Origin of the sequence: Moraxella sp. K127 (assembly GCF_015223095.1) — a bacterium.
In the GTDB taxonomy this organism is placed as follows: domain Bacteria; phylum Pseudomonadota; class Gammaproteobacteria; order Pseudomonadales; family Moraxellaceae; genus Moraxella.
Map to the genome: position 1 here is coordinate 15,163 of NZ_JADFBZ010000008.1, position 22,061 is coordinate 37,223.

The following is a 22,061-nucleotide window of genomic DNA, read 5'->3' on the forward strand; positions in this document are numbered from 1 at the left end:
CCAAACCCCGATTTTTGTGGATTTTTAAAAACCTCAACCCCAATACTTATAAGGGCTTATTTTTAGTTTGGAAAGAGATTTATTTAAAATATACGTTATTTTACCATAAAAATAGTTGGGCGATTTTAAAATGACTAATGAATGCCATTGATATAACATATCATCAAACGGGCGTTGTCTGTGTTGGTAATTTTTAAGAAAAATACTTATGCTCACCTTAATTTAGATACATTATAACAAAAACCCATGATGTATGATATAATCTTGCAAGACATTACCGCAAATTTATGCAAGTTTTGTACCATTTTTTAGATTTTTCCAAATAAATTTATTTAAAAGGTTGCCATGATAGTTTCTAAATCCTCCCTTGCCAAACTAAGCCTATTTGCCTTGCCTGCCCTACTGTCTGCGACCGCCCATGCAGGCACGGTTACGGTGAGTAATTATCCGTTGTTATTATTGTCCAATGCAGTAACACAAGGGGTAGAGACCGCCCAAATGCTACTATCCACAGGCGATGTTGGTCATCATGGGAGTCTCTCGCCGAGCAAGGTCAAACTGGTGGGCGACAGCGATTATGTGGTGTGGTTTGGGCATGAACTGGAACAAAATCTCGTTAAGACCTTGGATAACGCCCCCAACGCCATTTCGCTATTTAAGATGAATGCGTTTTATCGCTTGCCCATGCGACAGCTTGACGGCACGCCCCGAGCCGATACCTTTGACCCACATATTTGGCTAGACCCCGAGAACGCCAAAGCCATCGTGCGAGCGTTGGCGGTGGTGCATTCGCACGCCAACCCCGAGCATAAGGGGTTGTACGCCAATAACGTCAAGGCGTTTCATCAAGCCATGGATAAGGCGGTGGCACAGGTATCAAAAGACCGCAAGCGGGCGTATTGGGCGTATCATGATTCGTTTGCCTACCTTGAACGCTCGGCAAATCTACATTTTGCAGGGGCATTGACCCCCGACCATCACCTGTCGCCCAAAGCGAGCCAGTTTCGCATTTTAAATAATGACCGTCCATCGCCTTATATGTGCCTATTATCGCAAGGGGCGATTTCGGACGGTATTAAAAACAAACTCGGCAATGTCGGCACGCTCGTCAAACAAGAAGACATGTCAGACGGCACGGATTTTGTGGACGTGTGGCAGGCGACCGTCAATGAGATTTATGCGTGTATCGACCAAAAATAAATTGTCGAATAGGGCGTACATAAAGGCGATGTGATGAGCATTGCCTTTTTGTCTATCAAATGACGTTTATCAAAACCTGCTATGCCTAAGAAACTTTAAAATTACTACAAGTATAATGATGTTTGGATGTAGGGGTGTGCTGAGCACGCCTATAAAAATGACAATATATTAAAGGATGTGCGGAGTCAGTCCCTACAAACCCGTGGCAAATATTCAGTTCGTTAGGTATACAACCAAAGCTGTATTTTATTTTCCTAAAACTGATAAAACCAACAAAAGCCCCATGCTACATTTATCATAAAAATAAATGATATTATCACTTTTTACTGATGAAAAAATACTGATAAAATCTTGTAAGTTTTTTTAAAACTTTTTATAATACAGAACCTTACGATTTTTCACTTTGTTTTTGAGAGCATCATGAGCAAGCCTGCCCAGCGTCATCAGCAAGCCCGTGTGTATCGCTTGCAATTTCGCCAAGCATGGGCTGTATTGATACTCATTGGTTTGGGCTTTATCCTTGAAATATTAGGCATTGCTCACGCTACCAAAAGTATGGCACTTGGCGGACTGCTTGGCTACATTGCCCAGTGTGCGTTTACACTCATTGCCTACCGCACGACAGGGGCGAGAGCAGGGCGTGTTATCATGCTCAACATGTATTTGGGGCAGATGATAAAATGGTTTATCACACTGATGGGTTTTGCCCTGATTTTTATGTTGGCTAAGCCGATTGGGGCGTTTTTGGTGATTTTGGCTTATTTTGCCCTACAAGTTGTGCATATTCTGGTAATGTGGCGTATTTAAATTATCAATTAATTTTTAAAAATAGTTAGATTTTTTAAATTTAATGCTCATTTTTTTGCCAAAAATTGAAAAAATTCTGTAAGAAAACTCATATTTACCCTTTACAAGAACTACCAAAGTAGGGTATTATACTTCGGATTGCTTAGGGCGTGTTGAACATTGATAACATTTTATACAATGTGATAAAGTTTAATGACTTCAACCAATTTTTGCATGAAAAATGGCTAAATCTTGTTTTTCTTCGTCAAAAGCTCGTTTGATAGAACGACTATCAAACTTCACTTTTTCCTTGAAAAACGTGCGATTTTTCTCATTTTTCATTGCAAATACCAACGGTCAACACACCCTACAAACATTTCGATAAAAATTTCATAAATTTACAAGTATGCTATTTTCAATGATTTGTATGAAATGATTGACAATAATGTACTTTAAATGAATGATTTAAAATTGCTGATTGATATTTATGGGATAAGTTGAACCAGCAATTTTTTATTGTGTCATTTTAGAGCGTGTTGGGAACTCAACACCTTGCAAATTGATGGATTGCGTGATGAATTTTTCACACGTTCTGATTAACCAAGTTAAAAATAAGAGCTTATTATGGCAGCGGATTCTTCAGAATATATTGCTCACCATTTAACCAACTGGACGTATGGTTATCATCCAGAACATGGTTGGAAAGTGGCACACACCGCCCAAGAAGCCGCAGAGATGGGCTTTAAAGCCATTCATTTGGATTCCATGCTTTGGTCGGTTGGTTTGGGTGCTTTCTTTTGCTGGCTGTTTTGGATGGTTGGGCGTAAGGCAACATCAGGCGTACCTACCAAGCTACAAGCCTTCATTGAGATGATTGTCGATTTTGTGGACAACAGTGTCCGTGAATCTTACAAAGGTCCATCAAAGCTGATTGCACCTTTGTCATTGACGATTTTTGTGTGGATTTTCTTGATGAACTTGATGGATTTGATTCCTGTTGATTTCATCCCTGGTACCGCACAGTGGATTGGCAGTCTGATGGGTCATGACCCGCACCATGTTTACTTTAAGATTGTACCAAGTACTGACCCGAACATCACGCTCGGTATGGCATTTTGTGTGCTACTGCTCATCATTGGTTTTGGTCTTAAATACAAAGGCGTGGGCGGATTTATTGGCGAGTTTACCTTGCACCCATTTAGTGCCAAAAACCCAATCTTGCAGGCGATTTTAATCCCTGTCAACCTAGTTTTAGAGACAGTAACCCTGCTTGCCAAACCCATTTCGCTAGGTCTGCGACTGTTTGGTAACATGTATGCCGGTGAGCTTATCTTTATTCTGATTGCACTTATGTACATGTCTGAGAGCTTGTTTGTCAAAGGCTTGGGTGTACCGCTACATTTGGCTTGGGCAATCTTCCATATTCTAGTTATCACTTTACAGGCGTTCGTGTTTATGATGTTGACGATTGTTTATCTGTCGCTCATCTCACAAACATCAGAACATTAATTGACACTTTTTATTCTAACCCTTCAAATAGGTCATTAAGGAGACATCATGGATCCAGTAATCGCTCAGTACACGCTTCTTGCTGTGGCTCTTCTAATCGGTGCAGGTGCTTTGGCAACTGGTATTGGTTTTGCTATCCTAGGCGGTAAGTTCCTAGAAAGTACTGCTCGTCAGCCTGAGCTTGGCTCACAACTTCAAACCAAAATGTTCATCGTGGCAGGTCTTCTTGACGCCGTGCCGATGATTGGTGTTGGTATTGCCATGCTTCTACTATTCGCCAACCCATTCGCATAAGTTGAAGCGGTCAGTCTAGGTCCATTCTTGTCGGCAGTTTACTTGCCGACAGCAATTGGCTATCACCTGACTTTCACTAACAAATGAGGTGATTGGATGAATATTAATTCCACCATTATCGGTCAGATGATTGCGTTTGCGTTTTTCGTGTGGTTCTGCATGAAATTCGTATGGCCACCACTCATCGGAGCGATTAACGAGCGTCAACGTAAAATCGAAGAAGGCTTAAACGCCGCCGAAAAAGCAAAAGCTGACCTTGCATCTGCTGAGTCACAAGTCCAAGCAGAGTTTGCAAGTGCCAAAGCTGAGGCTGCTTCTATCATTGAACGTGCTAACAAAACTGCCAATCAAATGATTGAAGACGCCAAAGTCACAGCCCGTCTTGAAAGTGAGCGTATTATTGGTGCAGCCCAACAAACGGTTGACCAACAAATTGCCCAAACTCGTGAACAGCTACGTTCACAAGTTGCGACTCTTGCAGTACTTGGTGCTGAAAAGATTCTAGAAGAAAAAGTTGATGAACAAAAACATGCCAGCATGCTAGCACAACTGGCAACCAAGCTGTAATTAGAGGAACTCATGGCTGAATTATCTACCTTGGCAAGACCTTACGCAAAGGCTGCGTTTGACTATGCTAAAGAGCAAAATGCGATTAACGAATGGGAAGACTTCTTGTTGATGGCATCGGATATTGTGCGTGATGACGCATTTATTGGTTTGCTACACAATCCAGCCATTCCCGCCAGTCAAAAAACTTCGGTGCTGATGGACATCTACACCAGTCAAAGACCGAGTAACTCGCCACTTGCCCAAACGTTGCAGACAGCGGCGTCGCAGGGTGTGGACGTGAGTGCGGCGGCAGAAGTATTAGCAGGAAGTAAGCATCTGACAGCCAATAAGGCATTGACAAACTTTGTCAGCCAGCTGTCTGATAATGATAGACTGTCTTTGCTTCCTGAGATTCATGCTCATTACAGCAAGCTAAAATCACAAGAGCTAAAACAGGTTGACGCTTACGTAACATCAGCCTACCCACTAACTGAAGCCCAACGCAAATCCCTACAAGAATCTTTGGCTATCTCAACAGGTTCTATCGTGATTTTACACGAGGCTGTGGATAGTTCACTGTTAGGGGGTGCGACCATTAAAGTGGGCGATAAGTTTACTGATGGCTCGGTGCGTGGCAAGTTAAAACAATTAAAGACTCAGCTAACAGCATAAACTGTGGCTGTCTAAATTATAGGAAACAAGGCAATGCAACAATTGAATCCAGCTGAAATCAGCAATCTGATTAAGCAACGTATTCAAGACCTTGACGTAAGCGCAACTGCTAAAACTGAAGGCGTTATCGTCAGTGTCTCTGATGGTATTGTAAAAATTCATGGTCTAGAAGAAGCCATGTATGGCGAGATGATTGAGTTTGAGGGCAATGTCTATGGCATGGCACTAAACTTAGAACAAGACTCAGTCGGTGCGGTCGTTTTGGGCGACTATTTGCCCCTACAAGAAGGACAAAAAGCATACTGCACAGGTCGTATCCTAGAAGTACCCGTAGGTCCTGAACTGTTGGGTCGTGTGGTTGACGCTTTGGGTAATCCTATTGATGGCAAAGGTCCTATCAATGCCAAGCTAACTGATAAAGTTGAAAAAATCGCCCCTGGCGTTATCGCTCGTCAATCGGTTGATGAGCCTGTTATGACAGGTTATAAAGCGGTTGATACCATGATTCCAATCGGACGTGGTCAGCGTGAGCTTATCATTGGCGACCGCCAAACAGGTAAGACCGCCATGGCAATCGACGCCATCATTGCCCAAAAAGACTCTGGCATCAAATGTGTGTATGTCGCTGTTGGTCAAAAACGCTCAACCATCGCTAACGTGGTGCGTAAACTAGAAGAGTCAGGTGCATTGGCTTATACCACCGTTGTGGTTGCATCAGCATCAGAGCCTGCGGCACTACAATACATCGCCCCATATTCTGGCTGTACCATGGGTGAGTACTTCCGTGACCGCGGTCAAGACGCACTTATCATCTATGATGATTTGTCTAAGCAAGCAGTTGCCTATCGTCAAATCTCGCTACTACTACGCCGTCCACCAGGACGTGAAGCCTACCCAGGGGATGTATTCTACTTGCACTCACGTCTGTTAGAACGTGCATCTCGTGTCAATGCGGACTATGTAGAAGCGTTCACCAATGGCGAAGTCAAAGGTAAAACTGGTTCATTGACTGCCCTGCCGATCATTGAAACCCAAGCAGGGGACGTATCAGCGTTCGTACCTACCAACGTGATTTCGATTACTGACGGTCAGATTTTCTTAGAATCTAACCTATTTAACTCAGGTATTCGCCCTGCGGTAAACGCTGGTATCTCGGTATCTCGTGTGGGTGGTGCAGCCCAAACTAAAATCATCAAAAAGCTCTCAGGCGGTATCCGTACAGCCTTGGCACAGTATCGTGAGTTGGCTGCCTTTGCTCAGTTTGCATCGGATTTGGATGACGCAACCAAACAGCAACTAGAACACGGTCAGCGTGTGACTGAGCTGATGAAGCAAAAACAATACGCACCGATGTCTATCGCTGACCAAGCGGCGGTTATCTATGCATCAAACGAAGGCTATCTTGCTGACGTACCTGTTGAAAAAATTGGTGCTTTTGAGCAAGGTTTGTTAAGCTTCCTTCGTGGCGAACATGATGTTCTCATGAGTGAGATTGATGAGACTGCCAATTATAATGATGACATCGAGAGTCGTCTAAAAGCAGGGATTGAAGCTTTCAAAGCATCTCGTAGCTACTAAGAGCAATATGGTGTATCATTGATGCACCATATACCCATTTAAACTGAGTCCAGTTTTGGAATAATTATGGCAAGCTTAAAAGAAATACGTGCAAAAGTAACCAGTATTAAAAGCACTCAGAAAATCACACGTGCCATGCAGATGGTTGCTGCCAGTAAAATGCGTCGGGCTCAAGAACGCATGGGCATGGGTCGCCCTTATGCTGAAAGTATGCACCGTGTGATTTCACACCTTGTGCAAGCACAGTCCGATTATAAGCATCCTTATATGGTCAGTCGCCCTGTGAACCGTGTGGGCTTTATCGTGGTTACTTCTGACCGTGGTTTGGCAGGTGGTCTAAACATCAACCTGTTTAAAAGTTTATTAAAGTCAGTCAAAACTTACCAAGAGCAGTCTGTTGAAGTTGAGTTTGCAGCCATTGGCTCAAAAGGTGTTGGCTTTTTCAAAAACTTCGGTGGTAATGTCACATCGGTAGTTACCGATTATGGCGATAGCCCAAGCTATGAACACATCAGCAGTCCTGTACAGACCATGCTTGATGATTACCAAAATGGCAAATTAGATAGAATCTATTTGGTGTACAATCAGTTCATCAATGCCATGACCCAAAAACCATCAATTACTCAACTTGTTCCCTTACCTGAGGGGACTTTGTCCGATGATGAGGGTATTAGTCACGGTTGGGACTATATCTATGAGCCTGACACAAAGACGTTGATTGACAGTTTGATGGTACGCTATATTGAATCATTGGTTTATCAAGCCGTCCTTGAAAACATTGCATCAGAGCAATCTGCTCGTATGGTAGCGATGAAAGCGGCGACAGATAATGCTGGTAATTTAATTAAAGATTTACAATTGGTTTATAACAAGCTCAGACAAGCAGCGATTACCCGAGAGATTTCGGAAATCGTTGGTGGTGCTGCCGCTGTTTCATAAGTCAGTTTAGCTGAATATAAAAATTAGGAGAACGCAATGAGCGGTCGTATTGTGCAGATTATCGGTGCGGTAATTGACGTTGAGTTTAGCCGTGGTGAAGTCCCCCAAATCTTTGACGCACTTCATGTTGATGGCACGGAAACTACCTTGGAAGTCCAACAACAGTTAGGTGATGGTGTGGTACGTACCATTGCCATGGGTTCTACCGAAGGTCTAAAACGTGGTTTGCCTGTTTCTAATACAGGTGCACCCATCTCTGTGCCTGTGGGTACAGCAACACTAGGACGTATCATGGACGTATTGGGTCGCCCAATCGATGAAGCAGGTCCTGTGAATGCTGAGCAAAAATGGTCCATTCACCGTGAAGCCCCAAGCTATGATGAGCAATCTAACTCAACAGAGCTACTAGAAACTGGTATTAAGGTTATTGACTTGCTTTGCCCGTTTGCAAAAGGTGGTAAAGTTGGTCTGTTTGGTGGTGCTGGTGTTGGTAAGACCGTTAACATGATGGAGCTTATTAACAACATCGCCCTAAAACATTCAGGTCTATCAGTGTTTGCAGGTGTGGGTGAGCGTACTCGTGAAGGTAACGACTTCTATCATGAAATGCAAGAAGCTGGCGTTGTTAATACCGAAGACTTTACCAAATCAAAAGTTGCGATGGTGTACGGTCAGATGAACGAGCCACCAGGGAACCGTTTGCGTGTTGCTTTGACTGGTTTGACCATGGCAGAGTACTTCCGTGATGAAAAAGACGAAGCCACTGGCAAAGGTCGTGACGTTCTACTGTTCGTTGACAACATCTATCGTTATACCCTAGCAGGTACCGAAGTATCAGCACTTCTAGGTCGTATGCCTTCTGCGGTAGGCTATCAGCCGACACTTGCCGAAGAGATGGGTGCGTTGCAAGAACGTATTACTTCTACTCAGTCAGGTTCGATTACTTCTGTACAAGCCGTTTACGTTCCTGCGGACGACTTGACTGACCCATCGCCTGCGACTACCTTTGCTCACTTGGACGCAACGGTCGTACTTAGCCGTGACATCGCTTCACAAGGTATCTACCCTGCGGTTGACCCGCTAGACTCAACATCGCGTCAGCTTGACCCGCAAGTTATCGGTGATGAACATTATAATGTCGCTCGTGGCGTACAAGAAGTGCTACAACGTTATAAAGAACTAAAAGACATCATCGCCATCTTAGGTATGGATGAGTTGTCAGAAGAAGATAAGCTGGTTGTTTATCGTGCTCGTAAGATTCAGCGTTTCCTATCACAGCCTTTCCACGTAGCAGAGGTATTTACAGGGGCACCTGGTAAGTATGTAGCACTGCGTGATACCATCGCTGGCTTTAAGTCTATCATCAGTGGTGAGTATGACCACTTGCCAGAACAAGCCTTCTATATGGTTGGTGGTATTGATGAAGTGATTGCCAAAGCTGATAAGCTAAAAGCTGCTTAATGTCCCAAAGTTAAGATTGGAGCACTCCAATCTTAACTGTTTATCACTGACAAAAGATGATATAAAATAAGATAGGAGTCATTATGGCAACATTTACATGCCGAGTGGTCAGTGCCAGAGAAGAGCTTTACTCAGGCGACATTAGCGTGCTTGTGGCTTCGGGTATCGACGGTGAACTTGGTATTTTGGCGGGTCACACGCCAATCATCACCTTGCTAAAACCAGGTCCTTTGCACCTAAAATCAGCCGATGGCACAGATGAAGTGATTTATGTCCAAGGTGGCGTGTTGGAAGTTCAACCCAAGGTTGTGACCGTGCTTGCTGACTCGGCAGAACGTGCCAGTAATTTGGATGAAGCAAAAATTGCCGAAGCTCGTCGTAATGCCGAGCAAGCCTTGGCAAACCAAAGTGCCAATATTGATACGACCGCTGCCCTAACAGCATTGGCAGAATCACTAGCACAGCTACAAGCCATTCAAAAGTACAAAAATCGTGCTTGATTATTGATGAAAAATCGTGCTTATTGCTCAAAAATTTGTTAGAATAAGCACGTCCATTAAGCAGATTTAATTGATTGATGGCATTGCCTGATTTTGATGTATCTTTTGATGTATTCAAGGATAATATATGACAACGACAACCCCAGAAAAAGAAGACATTCCCCGAATTCTGATTGTTGAAGATGATGAACGCCTTGCCATGCTAACGCAAGACTATCTCAGACGCAATGGTTTGGACGTGGCGATTGAAACTGATGGCACTCGTGCGATTCGTCGCATTATTAGTGAACAGCCTGATTTGGTGGTGCTCGATGTCATGTTGCCAGGTAGCGATGGTCTGACGGTGTGCCGTGAAGTGCGTCCACACTATGCTCAGCCGATTTTAATGTTAACAGCACGCACCGAAGACATGGATCAAGTGTTAGGCTTGGAGATGGGAGCGGATGATTATGTGGCAAAACCTGCTCAGCCCCGAGTATTGTTAGCTCGTATCCGTGCCTTACTACGTCGTTCTGACACCGCACCGACAGATGATACACCACAGCGTCTGGAGTTTGGTGATCTGGTCATTGACAATGGTGGTCGTTCGGTAACTCTAAACGATGAGTTGGTTGATTTCACCAGTGCTGAGTATGATTTGTTGTGGCTGCTTGCATCAAATGCTGGTCGTATCTTGTCTCGTGAAGATATTTTTGAGCGACTTCGTGGTATTGAATATGACGGTCAAGACCGCTCGATTGACGTACGCATTTCTCGTATTCGTCCAAAAATTGGCGATGACCCAGAAAATCCCAAGCGCATCAAAACCGTGCGTAGCAAAGGTTATCTGTTTGTTAAAGAAGGCAATTAATTGTAATCTTAATATCGGTCAATATCCAAGCTATGCTACAATAAAGCCAGCCACATCGCTGGCTTTTTATTTTTACTCATGATAAGTCAATGATATGGCAATCTCATCCATCACCGAACGCAGTATCTTTTTTCGTATTTATGCAGGGCTTTTGCTCATCTGCTTTTTGGTCGCTTTTTTTGGTTATTTTCTCATGCAAGCGATTAATCAGCAGCGTTTGCAGTCTTATCGAGAATCTATCGCCACGGTCGCTTTTTATTTGGGGACAGCGTCCTATGATAGACGTTCCGTGGAAGAAAAAGAGCCTTGGCTTATGGCGGTTGGTCGGGAATTTGGCTCGGAGATACACATTGTGCCAATGGATAGTCTTGAACTCAAAGGTCGTGAGTTAAAAAGACTAAAAGAAGGCAAGTCGGTGGTTCGTTATGATGAGATTTCACGTCATTCAACGGTGTATCACGCCATAGATAATGATGGCAGTGTGCTCTCTGCTGAACTTGACCGCATTAATGAGCGTCAAATCCATGCTGTTATGGGATTTTTGTTAGATGAATTGCAACATTACCCGTCCTTGGCAGATAAGCAAGCACATCTTGCCCGCCTAAGTCAAAAATTTGGCTATTCTATGGCATTGTTGCCTTTACCGACCTTGGGCTTGGATCGGGAGCAATTTGACCGACTAAGTGCCGGCAAGGCAGTACTGAGTTTTGACAATGAAAATCAAAGACCGCACCTATCGGTCATGATGGCATCAACCATTCCTAACGAAGTGCTGGTGGTGACCGTGCCTTTGTTTAATTTTTTCTCTTTGGATGTCATCATCAGTATCATCCTAATTTGTCTTTTGTTGGTTAGTTTTGGTGTATATGCCCTGATTTTCCCATTGGAGCGACGTTTGCAACTGTTACAAATGGGGGTTAATAAAGTTGCCGAAGGCAAGCTCGACACCATGGTGCAGGTGGCAGGGTATGATGATATTGCCCGTCTGTCATCAACCTTTAACACCATGACTCGCCACATCAAAAGACTCATCGAGTCCCAACGTGAGCTGACCAGAGCTGTCTCGCATGAACTAAGAACACCCGTGGCGCGCATTCGTTTTGCGGTGGATATGCTTGCTGATGACGATGATTATGACTCTCGGCAGATGCAAAAGCAGTATATTGATGAAGACATCGCTTCTTTAAATGAACTCATTGATGAAATTTTGACTTATGCCAAGCTCGAAGAAGGCTCGCCCAAGATGGATTGGGAAATGGTGTGCTTAAAAGAGCTCCTTGAACAAATCGAGCGTGAGACCAATGCTTTGGGCAAGCCCATTGCCATACAAATCAAACCGCCTGCCCAAAAAGTGGTGGCGATGGCAGACAGGCGTTATTTGCACCGTGTGGTACAAAACCTAGCGGGCAATGCCTTACGTTATGCCAAAAGCACCATCATCATCAGTGCAGGGGTCAAAAAAGGCATGGCATTTGTCACCGTCGAAGATGATGGGCATGGGATTCCCGAAGCTGACCGTGAAAAAGTGTTCATTCCTTTTGCTCGCCTTGATGACAGTCGTACCCGTGCGTCAGGTGGCTATGGGCTTGGACTGTCCATTGTCTCACGGATTGCGTTTTGGTTTAGTGGCAACATGAGTGTGGATGAAAGCCCAAGTTTGCACGGGGCGAGATTTACCATGGAATGGCCCGTCAAACAGGTGGGCGTGGTCATCGTGGCAGATGAGCTGACAGGGGCAAAAAGTGAGAAAAAACTCATCGGCACAGACGAATAGCGATAAATGCAGATAACTGGCGTGGTTAGGGCGTGCCGAACCTTTATAACACTATTTACATTTTAAAAATTGATAAAAATAAACGACTGTTTTTGCATGAAAAATGGCTAAATCTTGTTTTTCTGCGTCAAAATCCTTGTTGATATTTTAATATCAACTGCGGATTCTTCCTTGAAAAACGGGCGATTTTTCCTATTTTTCATTGCAAATATAAAAGTTCAACACGCCCTAGGAAAGTTATGCTAAAATAAATCACAAACTTTATCAGGATGTGAATATGCCTTATCTTTTTGGATTATTGGTGCTTGCTAATGCGGCTCTGCTGGGTTATTTTCTGTTGGTGCCTAGCACCGATAAGAATGTTGAGCAAGCCAAAGCCAGTCTTGTCGCTCCCGTCAGCTTTGCCGATACGACCAATCAGCTGCCCCCTGAGATTGGTGAAAAATAATAAACACAACGCAGTTTACTTGGTTTGATGATTACTTTGATTGACATCATGCTTTGTCGGGTTGTCTGATGGTGTATCGGTTGTGTTTGGTACAGTATCCACCAAAGGAATGTGCACAAGGACTTCTAGCCCGCCATTGTCATGATTGCGAGCGATGACCTCGCCTTGGTGCAAGTGAGCGATACGACTGACGATGGCAAGCCCCAGTCCACTGCCTTGGGTCGTCCGTGCTGTCTCACCACGCTCAAAAGGCTGCATGATGCGTTGCAGTTCACTCTCCGCCACGCCCTCGCCCTCATCACGCACGCTGATGGTGAGTATTCTTTTTTTAAGGGTGTTGGCGGTCAAATCATCAGACTCTTGATAGCCAATCACCGCCCCCAAATGGATGGGTTCACGCCCATAACGCACCGCATTATTGACCAAATTGACAATCAGACGCTTCATGGATAAAGGACGCACCATGACATCTTCGGCGACTCGATTGTCATAGACAAAACGCACGTCATTAAACTGCACGCTGATTTCATGGAAAATCAGCTCCAAATTGGTCGCTCGCACCGCTTCATCCGAGCCGTCTTTCATAAATGACATGAACTGCTCCAAGATGGCGTCCATGTCCTCGATGTCATACACCAGTCCTTCCCGAAAAAACTCATCAGGCAACATCTCGGCGGTCAGTCGCATGCGAGTTAGGGGCGTGCGTAAGTCATGACTGATACCAGCGAGCATGATGGTGCGTTCTTTTTGGGCTTGGTGCAGGGTGTGAAACAGGCGGTTAAAGGCGGTATTGACTTTACGAATCTCATTTGAGCCAACCTCGGGCAACACGGTCGCATGTCCCAGATGAATGTAGTCATTGGCGGTGCGTTCTAGTTTTTTAAGTGGGCGATTTAGGCGACGCACCAAAATCAGACTCACCAAAATGGTCAAAATCGGCAAGCCAAACACAAAGCCTGCCAGTAACCCCGCACTGTACTGCGAGTAGTGAATGACAGGTTCACGTAGCCAAACGTTGGGGTATTTGCTGTCCCAAATCCACAGCTTCGGGGTTGGCTTGAATTTAAAATAGACCTTGACCTCACGCCCAAGCTCTCGGCTGACTTGCCCTGCAAAGATGTCGGTAAAAAAGTCAGCCACTATCTTGTCATTGACCACAGGGAACTCGCTCGGGTCGCTGATGATTTGTACATGGCTGTTGTCCTGCACCCATTTGAGCATGTCAGGGTCGTCTGCAAAGCTCTGATTAGCGTTGTCAATAAAGGTCAGCTCGCTTGCCAGATAACTGGCGTGATTCTTAATCTCAGGCAGGTACAGGCTTCGCCAAATGAGCCAAATCGATAGGGCGATACTGGCAAAGACGATAAAAATCACCATGCTGACCGTCTGCCATGTGTTAGAATTTAGCGTGTGTCTGATTTTAAGTTGCCAGTATTTGTAATTTTTTTTCATAAAAATGGGACAAAAGTGCGATAGATTCTATTTTAACACACGTTTTGTATATAAAGTCGGAAATTACTTTGCCAAACCAATTTATGCCCATGTCGTCAGGCGTTACACCATGACATGAGAATTTTTAAAAAATTACTTTGAAAATGGCGTAAAAATTGGTATAATTAGGGTCTTTTTATAAATCTGGTTTTGCCATCGGCTCATCCTCACATTTTTGGCGACCAGTTTTTTCTTGCAAATACTTTATCATTTAATGAATTCAAGAGAGAATTATCATGGTTGTTATTCGTCTAGCTCGTGGCGGTTCAAAAAAACGCCCATTCTACCAAATCGTTGTTGCCGACAAGCGTGCGTCTCGTGACGGTCGCCACATTGAGCGTATTGGTTTCTTTAACCCACTGGCTCGTGGTCAAGAAGAAGCGTTTCGCATTGACCAAGACGCTTATAATGCGTGGATTGGTAAAGGGGCTCAGCCTTCTGACCGTGTTGCTCAACTGGTTAAGGCTAGCAACAAAGCGTAATCGCTGACATTTTGTGTCGGTTTGTGTGTCTCTTATCATTGATTGATGAGTGTCATGCAGACCGATTTTTATTTATCTCTTTACTGATTTTAAAATAAGTCAAAACTTTTATTTGCCTTGCAAGCATTTATTTTTATTAATTATTTAAAACGCCATGACAACATCGCCCAATCCCGACACGCTCATCCAAATCGCCACCCTAAAAAAGCCTTATGGCATTAAGGGCTGGCTGTGGGTATTTAGCTTGACTGACAACCGCTCGGACATCTTTGACATGCCCCATTGGTACATGAAAACAGCACTTGGTTTTCGTCCTTTGACGGTTAGTGACTGGCGAGAGCAGGGGGCAGGGTTGGTGGCAAGTTTTAAGGAAGTGCCTGACCGTAACGTGGCAGAGACCATGAATGGCGTGAGCATTTGGGTAGATAAATCAAATTTGCCTACGTTAGATGACGATGAGTATTACTGGTCGGATTTGGTGGGGCTAACGGTCATCAACGAAGAAGGCGACAATTTGGGCGTTATCAAAGAGATGTTTGAGACATCCGCTCATGCTATTATTTCAGTCAAACCCACAAAAGTGAGTGTCGATGGTGAAGAAAGGCTGATTCCGTGGCACAGCGACATCGTCCTTAATGTGGATTTGGATGCCAAAACCATGCTCGTGGCATGGGGTAAGGATTACTAAGCATGGCACTCAAAATCACAACTGACTGTATCAACTGCGATGTGTGTGAGCCTGTCTGCCCCAATGAAGCCATATCCGCAGGGGATGACATCTATGTCATCAATCCCGACCTATGCACCGAATGCGTGGGGCATTATGACACACCCCAATGCGTGGACATCTGTCCTGTGGACTGCATTCCCAAAGACCCTGATTATGACGAGAGCGAAGATGAGCTACTTGCCAAATATCACAAAATTACCAACAGCTAGATAAGGCCGATATGGCTACAAAACTTTAAAATTACCACAAATCTATGATGTATGAATGTAGAGAGCTGGCTCTACGCACCTATAAAGATAGTGTACCAACCAAGAGCGTGTTCAACACGCCCCTACAAATCTGTGGTAAATATCAAGCTCATTAAGCATGATTATTTATCGCTTTTCTTGTTATAAAACAGGAACATCTCATCCATGATGAAAACCCTAAGACATTTTTATTTTGACATATTTTTTACCATCGTCTGCTTGATTGGGGCGGCGTACTGGGGCTTTACGCATGGTGGGACAACCGCCATGCTCTCGGCACTGTTTATTACAATGGTGCTGGCACTGATGGAAATCTCATTGTCCTTTGATAATGCGGTGGTCAATGCGTCCGTCTTAAAGCATTGGGATAAGTTTTGGAAAATGCTGTTTTTAACCGTGGGTATGCTTATCGCTGTGTTTGGTATGCGACTGGTGTTTCCCATTGTCATCGTGGCGGTAACGGCAGACATGGGTATGAAAGAAGTTGTCGATTTGGCACTGAACAATCCCACAGAATACTCCGCCAAGCTCATGGCTCACCATGCCGAGATTGCCGCGTTTGGTGGTATGTTCCTACTCCTTGTCTTTTTGAACTTTGTGTTTGATGACAAAGACATTCATTGGTTTGGCTGGCTTGAAAAACGCCTTGCCAAATTTGGTAAAGTCGATGCCATGAGCGTGTTTGTGGCGATTGTGATTTTGATGACATCTTTGTCGTGGGTAGATGAAGTACATGAACCTGCTGTTCTTATGGCAGGCGTGTGGGGCATTCTTATTTATATGGGCGTAAACGTGCTATCTACTTTCTTAGAAAGCGATAATGACGATGACAAAGTGGACGGCAACGAAGTGGCAGGAGCGATTGCCAAAGGCGGTATCGCAGGCTTTTTATATCTAGAAGTATTGGATGCGTCATTTAGTTTTGACGGGGTGATTGGGGCGTTTGCCATTACCAATGACGTGGTTATCATCATGATTGGCCTTGCTATTGGGGCGATGTTTGTGCGTTCGATGACGATTTTCTTGGTCGAAAAAGGCACGCTGGATGAGTTTGTGTACCTAGAACACGGGGCTCATTATGCCATTGGGGCGTTGGCGATTATTATGCTCATCTCGATGAAATTTCATGTGCCAGAGATTATCACGGGACTTATCGGGGTTGCCTTTATCGTGGCGTCGGTGATAGCTTCCATTCGCTATCGCAAAAATAATTCACCTGAGTCTATCTCCAAGCAGTGATAAGCCACACTTAGCACAAATAATGCCATAAAACAGCAAAACCGCTTGTACTCTACTGCATTCATTGTTAAGATACGCCTTATTTTCATCAATAAGGCATTATCATGACTACTACCCAAACTGCCCAAATGTGGGGCGGACGCTTTAGCGAAGCCACCGACCGTTTTGTTGCCGAATTTACCGCTTCGGTCAATTTTGACAAACGCATGGCAAATCAAGACATACAAGGCTCTATCGCCCATGCCACCATGCTTGGGCAGTGCGGTATCATCACCGCCGATGAGAGCCGTCAAATCGTGGACGGACTGACCCAAATCAAAGGTGAGATTGAGCGTGGTGAATTTGAATGGCGTGTGGAGCTAGAAGACGTTCATATGAATGTGGAGAGTCGCTTGACCGCCTTGATTGGCGATGTCGGCAAAAAACTGCACACAGGGCGTAGCCGTAATGACCAAGTGGCGACCGACATTCGCCTATATCTAAGAGATGAGACCGACAAAATCATCGCCTTGATTGGCAAATTACAAAATGGTCTGCTAGATTTGGCAAGCAAACACACCACGACCATCATGCCCGGCTTTACGCATTTGCAGACCGCCCAACCTGTGAGTTTTGCTCATCATGTCATGGCGTGGTTTGAGATGCTTTGCCGTGATAGCGAGCGTTTTGCCCAAACTCGCACTCGCATTAACCAAATGCCCCTAGGCTCGGCGGCCTTGGCAGGGACGACTTATCCCATTGACCGCACAATCACCGCTCGCCTGCTTGGCTTTGACGGCATTTGTGAAAACTCACTCGATGCAGTGTCTGACCGTGATTTTGCCATTGAATTTACCGCCAACGCCAGCATTTTGATGATGCACCTATCTCGCATGAGCGAAGAGCTGATTTTGTGGATGTCGGCACAGTTTGGCTTTATCCATATCCCTGACCGCTTTTGCACGGGGTCGTCTATCATGCCCCAAAAGAAAAATCCTGACGTGCCAGAGCTTGTGCGTGGTAAGACCGCTCGTGTGTTCGGACAGCTCACAACCCTGCTTACGCTCATGAAAAATCAGCCCCTAGCGTACAATAAGGACAACCAAGAAGATAAAGAACCGCTGTTTGACTGCGTGGATACGCTGACAGGCTCGCTCATCGCCTTTGCCGATATGCTCCCAAACATCACGCCAAACGCAGAAAATATGCGTACCGCCACGATGAAGGGCTATGCCACAGCGACTGATTTGGCGGATTATCTGGTCAAAAAAGGCTTGCCGTTTCGTGATGCTCATGAAGTGGTTGGGAGTGCGGTGGCACTTGGCGTATCAAAAGGCGTGGATTTGAGCGAGCTAAGCCTTGATGAGTTAAAGGCGTTTAGTCCGCTGATTGGCGATGATGTCTTTGACTGCCTAACCCTAGAAGGCTCGCTAAACGCTCGTAATCATATCGGGGGTACCGCCCCAGAGCAGGTGGTAAAGGCGATTGAGCGGGGGCGTGGGAAGATTAAAGGTTGATTAAGCTGATTAAACCATTACCCCAATTTGGCATATTCATCATCAAAAAGATGTGCTAAAATTGGGGTGATATTTTAATAAGGACAAGCCATGACAACACTTACCCTGCATATTCCTGATGATTTATCCAAACAAGCTCGTGAAATTGGGCTATTAAATGAACAATCCATATTACAAGCCTTTCGCCAATTCCTTGACCAAAAACAATCCAAACAACGCACGCTTGGCGGAGCAGAAGGCTTGGTAAGCTATATGGCGGACGATTTTAATGAGCCGTTAGATGAATTTGGGGATTATATGTGATGCGTGGTTATTTATTAGACACCCAAGCGATTATATGGCTATTGAGCGAGCCTGATAAATTATCCAATAAAGCCAAACAAATCATTCAAAATCCCAACAATCCCCTATATTATAGCCTGCTTAGCATGAATGAGATTGCAATCAAAGCAAGCATTGGTAAACTTATCATTGATGACAATTGGCAAGATATTTTTGAAAAACTATTGGTGCAAAAAAACATTGTCAAATTAGACATGACATGGGATACGATAAAAATTTTACAAAACCTACCTTTTTATCATAAAGACCCTTTTGATAGAATGCTAATCTCTCACGCAATCGCCAATGACCTTGCGTTTATCAGCTCTGACGGGCATTGTGCCAGTTATGATTTAATGGTGGTTTGGTAGTTAAAATTGATTGGTGTGAAGCATACCCCTTGACAACCCCCAACTTTTCATTTACCATAGATTTTTATTTTTGTAATTATCGCACAATGACACAATTACCCTTTTTACCTACTGTTTTGACAGATAAAGCACACACTTTATCTGCAACCATTTGCATTTGCTACCCCAAACTAGGAGTGGCAAGTTAGGTCGTGCGTGTACGTTTAACTTAGAACCACTCAAATTTTTGGGTGGTTTTTTTATTGGAGTTTTTTATGAAAAAAGTCATTTCTTTATTAAATCTCTTTCCAAACTAAAAATAAACCCTTATAAGTATTGGGGTTGAAGTTTTTAAAAATCCATAAAAATCAGGATTTGGAAAGAAGTCTATTTAAAAGAGATTATGAAGGCACTCGCCAAGTCTATGATGACGTGGCGGCAGGAGCCGAATGGGTTGTGCAAGGCGAAGGCGTGGCAACGGTCAAAATAGACGGCACGTCCACGCTCGTCCAAGACGGCAAACTCTACAAACGCTATGATGCCAAAAAAGGCAAAACCCCGCCAGACGGCTTTATCCCCGCCCAAGAGCCTGACAGCGTTACAGGGCATTGGCCAGGCTGGGTAGCGGTGCAAAGCGACAACCCTGCTGACCGTTGGCATAATGAAGCCTTTGCCGATTTTGACGGAGCGGACGGCACTTATGAGCCTATCGGTCCAAAAGTGCAAGGCAATCCATACAACCGCCCCAAGCATGAGCTTGTCAAACATGGCGATTGGCGATTTGATGACGAACCGCCAAGAGATTTTGACGGCTTAAAAGCATGGTTTGAAACCCATGTGGTCGAAGGTGTGGTGTGGCATAGGGGTAATGGCGACATGGTTAAAATCAAACGCCGTGATTTTGGACTTAAATGGCCTGTTAAGGCGTGATTGGCAAATTGGGCTGATTTTTGAAGGGGTTTAGCCCTTATCAAGGGGTGTAATTTATCCATGACACCCCTTGACAACCCCAAATCCGCCCCCACATTTGCTATAACATCCTTTTTACTTTGGAAAAAATCATGGAAATCTTTAACCCCAAAGCCAATTTGGTTTTTTGTCGCAAATACCAAGAAAATCTACCAAAAATGCCCAACCCCCCCTTTCCCAATGCCAAAGGCGAAGAGCTACAAAACACCGTTTCACAAAAGGCATGGAGCGAATGGCTAGAACTACAAACCATGCTCATCAACGAAAAACACCTAAGCATGGTAGATAAAGACGCCAAAAAATTCATCGCCGAACAGCGTGAACTATTCTTAGACAATGGCGACTATGAACGCCCAGCAGGGTTTAAGCCAAAAGATAGCTAGCGTTGTGCAACAAAAAATCGGACTTAGTGTCCGATTTTGTTTTTGACTAAAAAAGAAATTAGCACGCCACGCCAATAATCCATTCGCTCTTGTCATTGGTGCTTTTATCTAGGTCTGCACGGCGAACCAACGGCTCGGTACAACCTTTGGGGGCGATATAGTCGGTTGCCACCTTGGTTGCTGTATCGGGCATGATGGGCGTGCCGTCTGCCGTGCGTACATGGATATAAAAGGGCTGTTCTAAGGGGATAACATAGCTATCAAGCAGATAAATCTTGTCCTGATACACCACTTTATCATGATAATCCTTAAAATGGAGCATACCCACACCGTCCACATAGGTATCAGGGCTGAGTGGCTCGTTGGTCTTTTTGGTGTTTGCCATGACCAGTAGCGATGGCATGGCAGACGGCGTGGCAGGTGTGCTGGCACAACCAACCAGTACCCCTGCCATGATGAGAGTTGATAATAATTTTTTCATCATTTCTCCTTTTGTCCTTTGAATCTTTTAACCCTTATACGCATATTTAGGGTCGGAGGCGGCGGTAAATAGCACGTCCGTTGATGAGTTAAGGGCAGTCTCTGCTGAGTCTTGCACCACACCGATGATAAAGCCGATGGCGACGACCTGCATGGCGATGTCGTTAGAGATGTTAAACAGTCCGCACGCCAACGGGATGAGCAGTAGTGAACCACCTGCCACACCTGAGGCACCACAAGCACTCACCGCTCCGACGATGGCAAGCAGTAGGGCTTGAAAGAAGCTCACTTCCACGCCAAGGGTATGAGCGGCGGCAAGTGTCAAGATGTTGATGGTGATGGCAGCTCCCGCCATGTTGATGGTTGCCCCCAGTGGAATGGTGAGCGAATAGGTGTCTTCGTTTAGCCCAAGTTTTTTGGCAAGGTTCATGTTCACGGGAATGTTGGCGGCAGATGAACGGGTAAAAAATGCCGTCACCCCTGATTCACGCAGACAGGCGATAACGAGCGGGTAGGGGTTTTTACGAGTCTTGACAAAGACGATGATGGGGTTTACCACCAAAGCGATAAACAGCATGGCACCGACCAGTACGATAAGTAGTTTGGCGTAGCTTGCCAGACCATCAAAACCTGTCTCTGCCACGGTCTTAGAGACCAATCCCAAGATACCAAATGGGGCAATCGCCACAATCCATTTTACCACCGCTGAGACGGCGTTTGAGATGTCATGTACGACCGTTTTGGTGGTCTCGGACGCATGACGTAGCCCCAGACCAATCAGTACCGACCATGTCAAAATGCCCAAATAGTTGGCATTACTAAGGGCGGTCACGGGGTTGGCGACCAGATTCATGAGTAGGTTTTTTAGGACTTCACGTAAAGATTGGGGGGCGGACTGTTCTACCGCTTGCATGTCGGTTAGACCGACAAGCTCAATGGGAAAGGCAAAACTTGCCAGTACGGCAGTCAAAGCGGCGGTAAATGTTCCCACCACATATAGTAGCATGACAGGCTTGACCCGAGCGTCACTACTGCTCTTAAACCCTGCCACGGCAGAGAGTACCAAGGCAAATACCAGTATCGGGGCGACTGCTTTTAAGGCTCCGACAAACACATCGCCCAGCACCCCAAGCGACATGCCAACATCTTTGGCAACACTGCCAATCAACACGCCCAATACCAAGGCAATCAAAATAAGTGGCACAAGCCCCACTCGCATGTATGCATTCACAAGTTGTCGCATGAATCATTCCTTATTAATAAACACTTGTCAAATCACAAGATGATAAGATTACAAAATGTGATAACTATA

26 protein-coding genes are annotated in these 22,061 nt (G+C 44.9%); 22 read left to right on the forward strand and 4 right to left on the reverse strand.

All coding sequences use genetic code 11. The features are described 5' to 3' along the window. Positions 1-345 precede the first annotated feature (345 nt). Together IM753_RS02840 and IM753_RS02845 are read left to right on the forward strand one after the other, a co-directional pair. Positions 346-1,200, forward strand: coding sequence for a metal ABC transporter substrate-binding protein (locus IM753_RS02840; RefSeq protein WP_115247890.1), 855 nt, complete (start codon positions 346-348; stop codon positions 1,198-1,200). Between the two features lie 420 nt (positions 1,201-1,620). Next, positions 1,621-2,007, forward strand: coding sequence for an ATP synthase subunit I (locus IM753_RS02845; protein ID WP_194108609.1), 387 nt, complete (start codon positions 1,621-1,623; stop codon positions 2,005-2,007). Between the two features lie 198 nt (positions 2,008-2,205). On the opposite strand, the gene IM753_RS13205 is transcribed toward IM753_RS02845, so the two are convergent. Further along, positions 2,206-2,328, reverse strand: a complete 123-nt coding sequence (locus tag IM753_RS13205) for a hypothetical protein (RefSeq protein ID WP_255518626.1) — start codon at positions 2,326-2,328, stop codon at positions 2,206-2,208. Positions 2,329-2,610: 282 nt separating this feature from the next. On the opposite strand from IM753_RS13205, the gene atpB reads away from it, so the two are divergent. The 11 genes from atpB to IM753_RS02900 all read left to right on the forward strand — a co-directional run bounded on the left by atpB (position 2,611) and on the right by IM753_RS02900 (position 12,560). Then, on the forward strand, positions 2,611-3,495 hold the full coding sequence (atpB, locus tag IM753_RS02850) for a F0F1 ATP synthase subunit A (RefSeq protein ID WP_062499199.1): 885 nt from the start codon (positions 2,611-2,613) through the stop codon (positions 3,493-3,495). Positions 3,496-3,543: 48 nt separating this feature from the next. Next, complete coding sequence (gene atpE, locus IM753_RS02855) at positions 3,544-3,789, forward strand: F0F1 ATP synthase subunit C (RefSeq protein ID WP_003658962.1); 246 nt, start codon at positions 3,544-3,546, stop codon at positions 3,787-3,789. Positions 3,790-3,885: 96 nt separating this feature from the next. Then, positions 3,886-4,356, forward strand: a complete 471-nt coding sequence (locus IM753_RS02860) for a F0F1 ATP synthase subunit B (protein ID WP_029102940.1) — start codon at positions 3,886-3,888, stop codon at positions 4,354-4,356. Positions 4,357-4,368: 12 nt separating this feature from the next. After that, on the forward strand, positions 4,369-5,010 hold the full coding sequence (locus IM753_RS02865; protein WP_065255034.1) for a F0F1 ATP synthase subunit delta: 642 nt from the start codon (positions 4,369-4,371) through the stop codon (positions 5,008-5,010). A 33-nt stretch (positions 5,011-5,043) separates the two neighbouring features. Next, positions 5,044-6,588: a F0F1 ATP synthase subunit alpha gene (gene atpA / locus IM753_RS02870; RefSeq protein ID WP_065255033.1), complete on the forward strand. Its 1,545-nt coding sequence runs from the start codon at positions 5,044-5,046 to the stop codon at positions 6,586-6,588. A 66-nt stretch (positions 6,589-6,654) separates the two neighbouring features. Next, a complete protein-coding gene (atpG, locus tag IM753_RS02875) occupies positions 6,655-7,527 on the forward strand; it encodes a F0F1 ATP synthase subunit gamma (protein ID WP_062499204.1) in 873 nt (290 codons plus the stop codon). 36 nt (positions 7,528-7,563) lie between these two features. Further along, entirely contained in the window at positions 7,564-8,988 is a 1,425-nt protein-coding gene (gene atpD / locus IM753_RS02880; protein WP_065255032.1) for a F0F1 ATP synthase subunit beta, read from the forward strand. 83 nt (positions 8,989-9,071) lie between these two features. Then, the gene (locus IM753_RS02885) at positions 9,072-9,488 is read left to right on the forward strand and encodes a F0F1 ATP synthase subunit epsilon (protein ID WP_065255031.1); all 417 of its coding nucleotides are present in this window, start codon (positions 9,072-9,074) and stop codon (positions 9,486-9,488) included. Positions 9,489-9,615: 127 nt separating this feature from the next. Next, positions 9,616-10,338, forward strand: a complete 723-nt coding sequence (locus IM753_RS02890) for a response regulator (protein WP_065255030.1) — start codon at positions 9,616-9,618, stop codon at positions 10,336-10,338. Positions 10,339-10,432: 94 nt separating this feature from the next. Further along, positions 10,433-12,112 carry an ATP-binding protein gene (locus tag IM753_RS02895; protein WP_194108610.1) on the forward strand — a complete coding sequence of 560 codons (1,680 nt, stop codon included), beginning with the start codon at positions 10,433-10,435 and terminating at the stop codon, positions 12,110-12,112. A 277-nt stretch (positions 12,113-12,389) separates the two neighbouring features. Further along, positions 12,390-12,560: a hypothetical protein gene (locus IM753_RS02900; RefSeq protein ID WP_156064967.1), complete on the forward strand. Its 171-nt coding sequence runs from the start codon at positions 12,390-12,392 to the stop codon at positions 12,558-12,560. A 15-nt stretch (positions 12,561-12,575) separates the two neighbouring features. On the opposite strand, the gene IM753_RS02905 is transcribed toward IM753_RS02900, so the two are convergent. Then, positions 12,576-14,012: an ATP-binding protein gene (locus IM753_RS02905; protein ID WP_065255028.1), complete on the reverse strand. Its 1,437-nt coding sequence runs from the start codon at positions 14,010-14,012 to the stop codon at positions 12,576-12,578. A gap of 275 nt (positions 14,013-14,287) precedes the next feature. Here IM753_RS02905 and rpsP point away from each other — a divergent pair, with 275 nt between their 5' ends. From rpsP to IM753_RS02950, 9 genes are all read left to right on the forward strand, one after another. Then, positions 14,288-14,533, forward strand: a complete 246-nt coding sequence (rpsP, locus tag IM753_RS02910; RefSeq protein WP_029102950.1) for a 30S ribosomal protein S16 — start codon at positions 14,288-14,290, stop codon at positions 14,531-14,533. Positions 14,534-14,687: 154 nt separating this feature from the next. Continuing rightward, positions 14,688-15,221 (forward strand): ribosome maturation factor RimM, encoded by a 534-nt coding sequence (rimM, locus tag IM753_RS02915; protein WP_065255027.1) that lies wholly within the window; start codon positions 14,688-14,690, stop codon positions 15,219-15,221. 2 nt (positions 15,222-15,223) lie between these two features. Next, complete coding sequence (locus IM753_RS02920; protein WP_029102952.1) at positions 15,224-15,472, forward strand: YfhL family 4Fe-4S dicluster ferredoxin; 249 nt, start codon at positions 15,224-15,226, stop codon at positions 15,470-15,472. Between the two features lie 207 nt (positions 15,473-15,679). Then, the gene (locus IM753_RS02925) at positions 15,680-16,750 is read left to right on the forward strand and encodes a DUF475 domain-containing protein (protein ID WP_194108618.1); all 1,071 of its coding nucleotides are present in this window, start codon (positions 15,680-15,682) and stop codon (positions 16,748-16,750) included. A 128-nt stretch (positions 16,751-16,878) separates the two neighbouring features. Continuing rightward, entirely contained in the window at positions 16,879-18,246 is a 1,368-nt protein-coding gene (gene argH / locus IM753_RS02930; protein WP_194108619.1) for an argininosuccinate lyase, read from the forward strand. Between the two features lie 90 nt (positions 18,247-18,336). Beyond that, complete coding sequence (locus IM753_RS02935) at positions 18,337-18,549, forward strand: hypothetical protein (RefSeq protein ID WP_062499788.1); 213 nt, start codon at positions 18,337-18,339, stop codon at positions 18,547-18,549. Further along, positions 18,549-18,938, forward strand: coding sequence for a type II toxin-antitoxin system VapC family toxin (locus IM753_RS02940; protein WP_065255023.1), 390 nt, complete (start codon positions 18,549-18,551; stop codon positions 18,936-18,938). Before IM753_RS02935 ends, IM753_RS02940 begins: the two co-directional genes overlap by 1 nt. Before the next feature lie 354 nt (positions 18,939-19,292). After that, positions 19,293-19,847 carry a DUF5565 family protein gene (locus IM753_RS02945; RefSeq protein ID WP_194108611.1) on the forward strand — a complete coding sequence of 185 codons (555 nt, stop codon included), beginning with the start codon at positions 19,293-19,295 and terminating at the stop codon, positions 19,845-19,847. A 131-nt stretch (positions 19,848-19,978) separates the two neighbouring features. Continuing rightward, a complete protein-coding gene (locus IM753_RS02950) occupies positions 19,979-20,269 on the forward strand; it encodes an oxidative damage protection protein (protein WP_062499797.1) in 291 nt (96 codons plus the stop codon). A gap of 58 nt (positions 20,270-20,327) precedes the next feature. On the opposite strand, the gene IM753_RS02955 is transcribed toward IM753_RS02950, so the two are convergent. Both IM753_RS02955 and sstT read right to left on the reverse strand, forming a co-directional pair. Continuing rightward, entirely contained in the window at positions 20,328-20,750 is a 423-nt protein-coding gene (locus tag IM753_RS02955; RefSeq protein WP_062499799.1) for a hypothetical protein, read from the reverse strand. A gap of 27 nt (positions 20,751-20,777) precedes the next feature. After that, complete coding sequence (sstT, locus tag IM753_RS02960; RefSeq protein WP_065255021.1) at positions 20,778-21,992, reverse strand: serine/threonine transporter SstT; 1,215 nt, start codon at positions 21,990-21,992, stop codon at positions 20,778-20,780. Between the last annotated feature and the right edge of the window lie 69 nt (positions 21,993-22,061).

Coding starts and splice junctions, on each gene's coding strand:
- IM753_RS02845 (WP_194108609.1), top strand. CDS start 1,621: ATGAGCAAGCCTGCCCAGCGTCATCAGCAAGCCCGTGTGTATCGCTTG.
- IM753_RS02940 (WP_065255023.1), top strand. CDS start 18,549: ATGCGTGGTTATTTATTAGACACCCAAGCGATTATATGGCTATTGAGC.
- IM753_RS02905 (WP_065255028.1), bottom strand. CDS start 14,012: ATGAAAAAAAATTACAAATACTGGCAACTTAAAATCAGACACACGCTA.
- IM753_RS02950 (WP_062499797.1), top strand. CDS start 19,979: ATGGAAATCTTTAACCCCAAAGCCAATTTGGTTTTTTGTCGCAAATAC.
- IM753_RS02885 (WP_065255031.1), top strand. CDS start 9,072: ATGGCAACATTTACATGCCGAGTGGTCAGTGCCAGAGAAGAGCTTTAC.
- atpG (WP_062499204.1), top strand. CDS start 6,655: ATGGCAAGCTTAAAAGAAATACGTGCAAAAGTAACCAGTATTAAAAGC.
- sstT (WP_065255021.1), bottom strand. CDS start 21,992: ATGCGACAACTTGTGAATGCATACATGCGAGTGGGGCTTGTGCCACTT.
- IM753_RS02865 (WP_065255034.1), top strand. CDS start 4,369: ATGGCTGAATTATCTACCTTGGCAAGACCTTACGCAAAGGCTGCGTTT.
- IM753_RS02935 (WP_062499788.1), top strand. CDS start 18,337: ATGACAACACTTACCCTGCATATTCCTGATGATTTATCCAAACAAGCT.
- IM753_RS02925 (WP_194108618.1), top strand. CDS start 15,680: ATGAAAACCCTAAGACATTTTTATTTTGACATATTTTTTACCATCGTC.
- rimM (WP_065255027.1), top strand. CDS start 14,688: ATGACAACATCGCCCAATCCCGACACGCTCATCCAAATCGCCACCCTA.
- atpE (WP_003658962.1), top strand. CDS start 3,544: ATGGATCCAGTAATCGCTCAGTACACGCTTCTTGCTGTGGCTCTTCTA.
- IM753_RS02840 (WP_115247890.1), top strand. CDS start 346: ATGATAGTTTCTAAATCCTCCCTTGCCAAACTAAGCCTATTTGCCTTG.
- atpA (WP_065255033.1), top strand. CDS start 5,044: ATGCAACAATTGAATCCAGCTGAAATCAGCAATCTGATTAAGCAACGT.
- argH (WP_194108619.1), top strand. CDS start 16,879: ATGTGGGGCGGACGCTTTAGCGAAGCCACCGACCGTTTTGTTGCCGAA.
- atpB (WP_062499199.1), top strand. CDS start 2,611: ATGGCAGCGGATTCTTCAGAATATATTGCTCACCATTTAACCAACTGG.
- rpsP (WP_029102950.1), top strand. CDS start 14,288: ATGGTTGTTATTCGTCTAGCTCGTGGCGGTTCAAAAAAACGCCCATTC.
- IM753_RS02920 (WP_029102952.1), top strand. CDS start 15,224: ATGGCACTCAAAATCACAACTGACTGTATCAACTGCGATGTGTGTGAG.
- IM753_RS02900 (WP_156064967.1), top strand. CDS start 12,390: ATGCCTTATCTTTTTGGATTATTGGTGCTTGCTAATGCGGCTCTGCTG.
- IM753_RS02895 (WP_194108610.1), top strand. CDS start 10,433: ATGGCAATCTCATCCATCACCGAACGCAGTATCTTTTTTCGTATTTAT.
- atpD (WP_065255032.1), top strand. CDS start 7,564: ATGAGCGGTCGTATTGTGCAGATTATCGGTGCGGTAATTGACGTTGAG.
- IM753_RS02955 (WP_062499799.1), bottom strand. CDS start 20,750: ATGAAAAAATTATTATCAACTCTCATCATGGCAGGGGTACTGGTTGGT.
- IM753_RS02860 (WP_029102940.1), top strand. CDS start 3,886: ATGAATATTAATTCCACCATTATCGGTCAGATGATTGCGTTTGCGTTT.
- IM753_RS02890 (WP_065255030.1), top strand. CDS start 9,616: ATGACAACGACAACCCCAGAAAAAGAAGACATTCCCCGAATTCTGATT.
- IM753_RS13205 (WP_255518626.1), bottom strand. CDS start 2,328: ATGAAAAATGAGAAAAATCGCACGTTTTTCAAGGAAAAAGTGAAGTTT.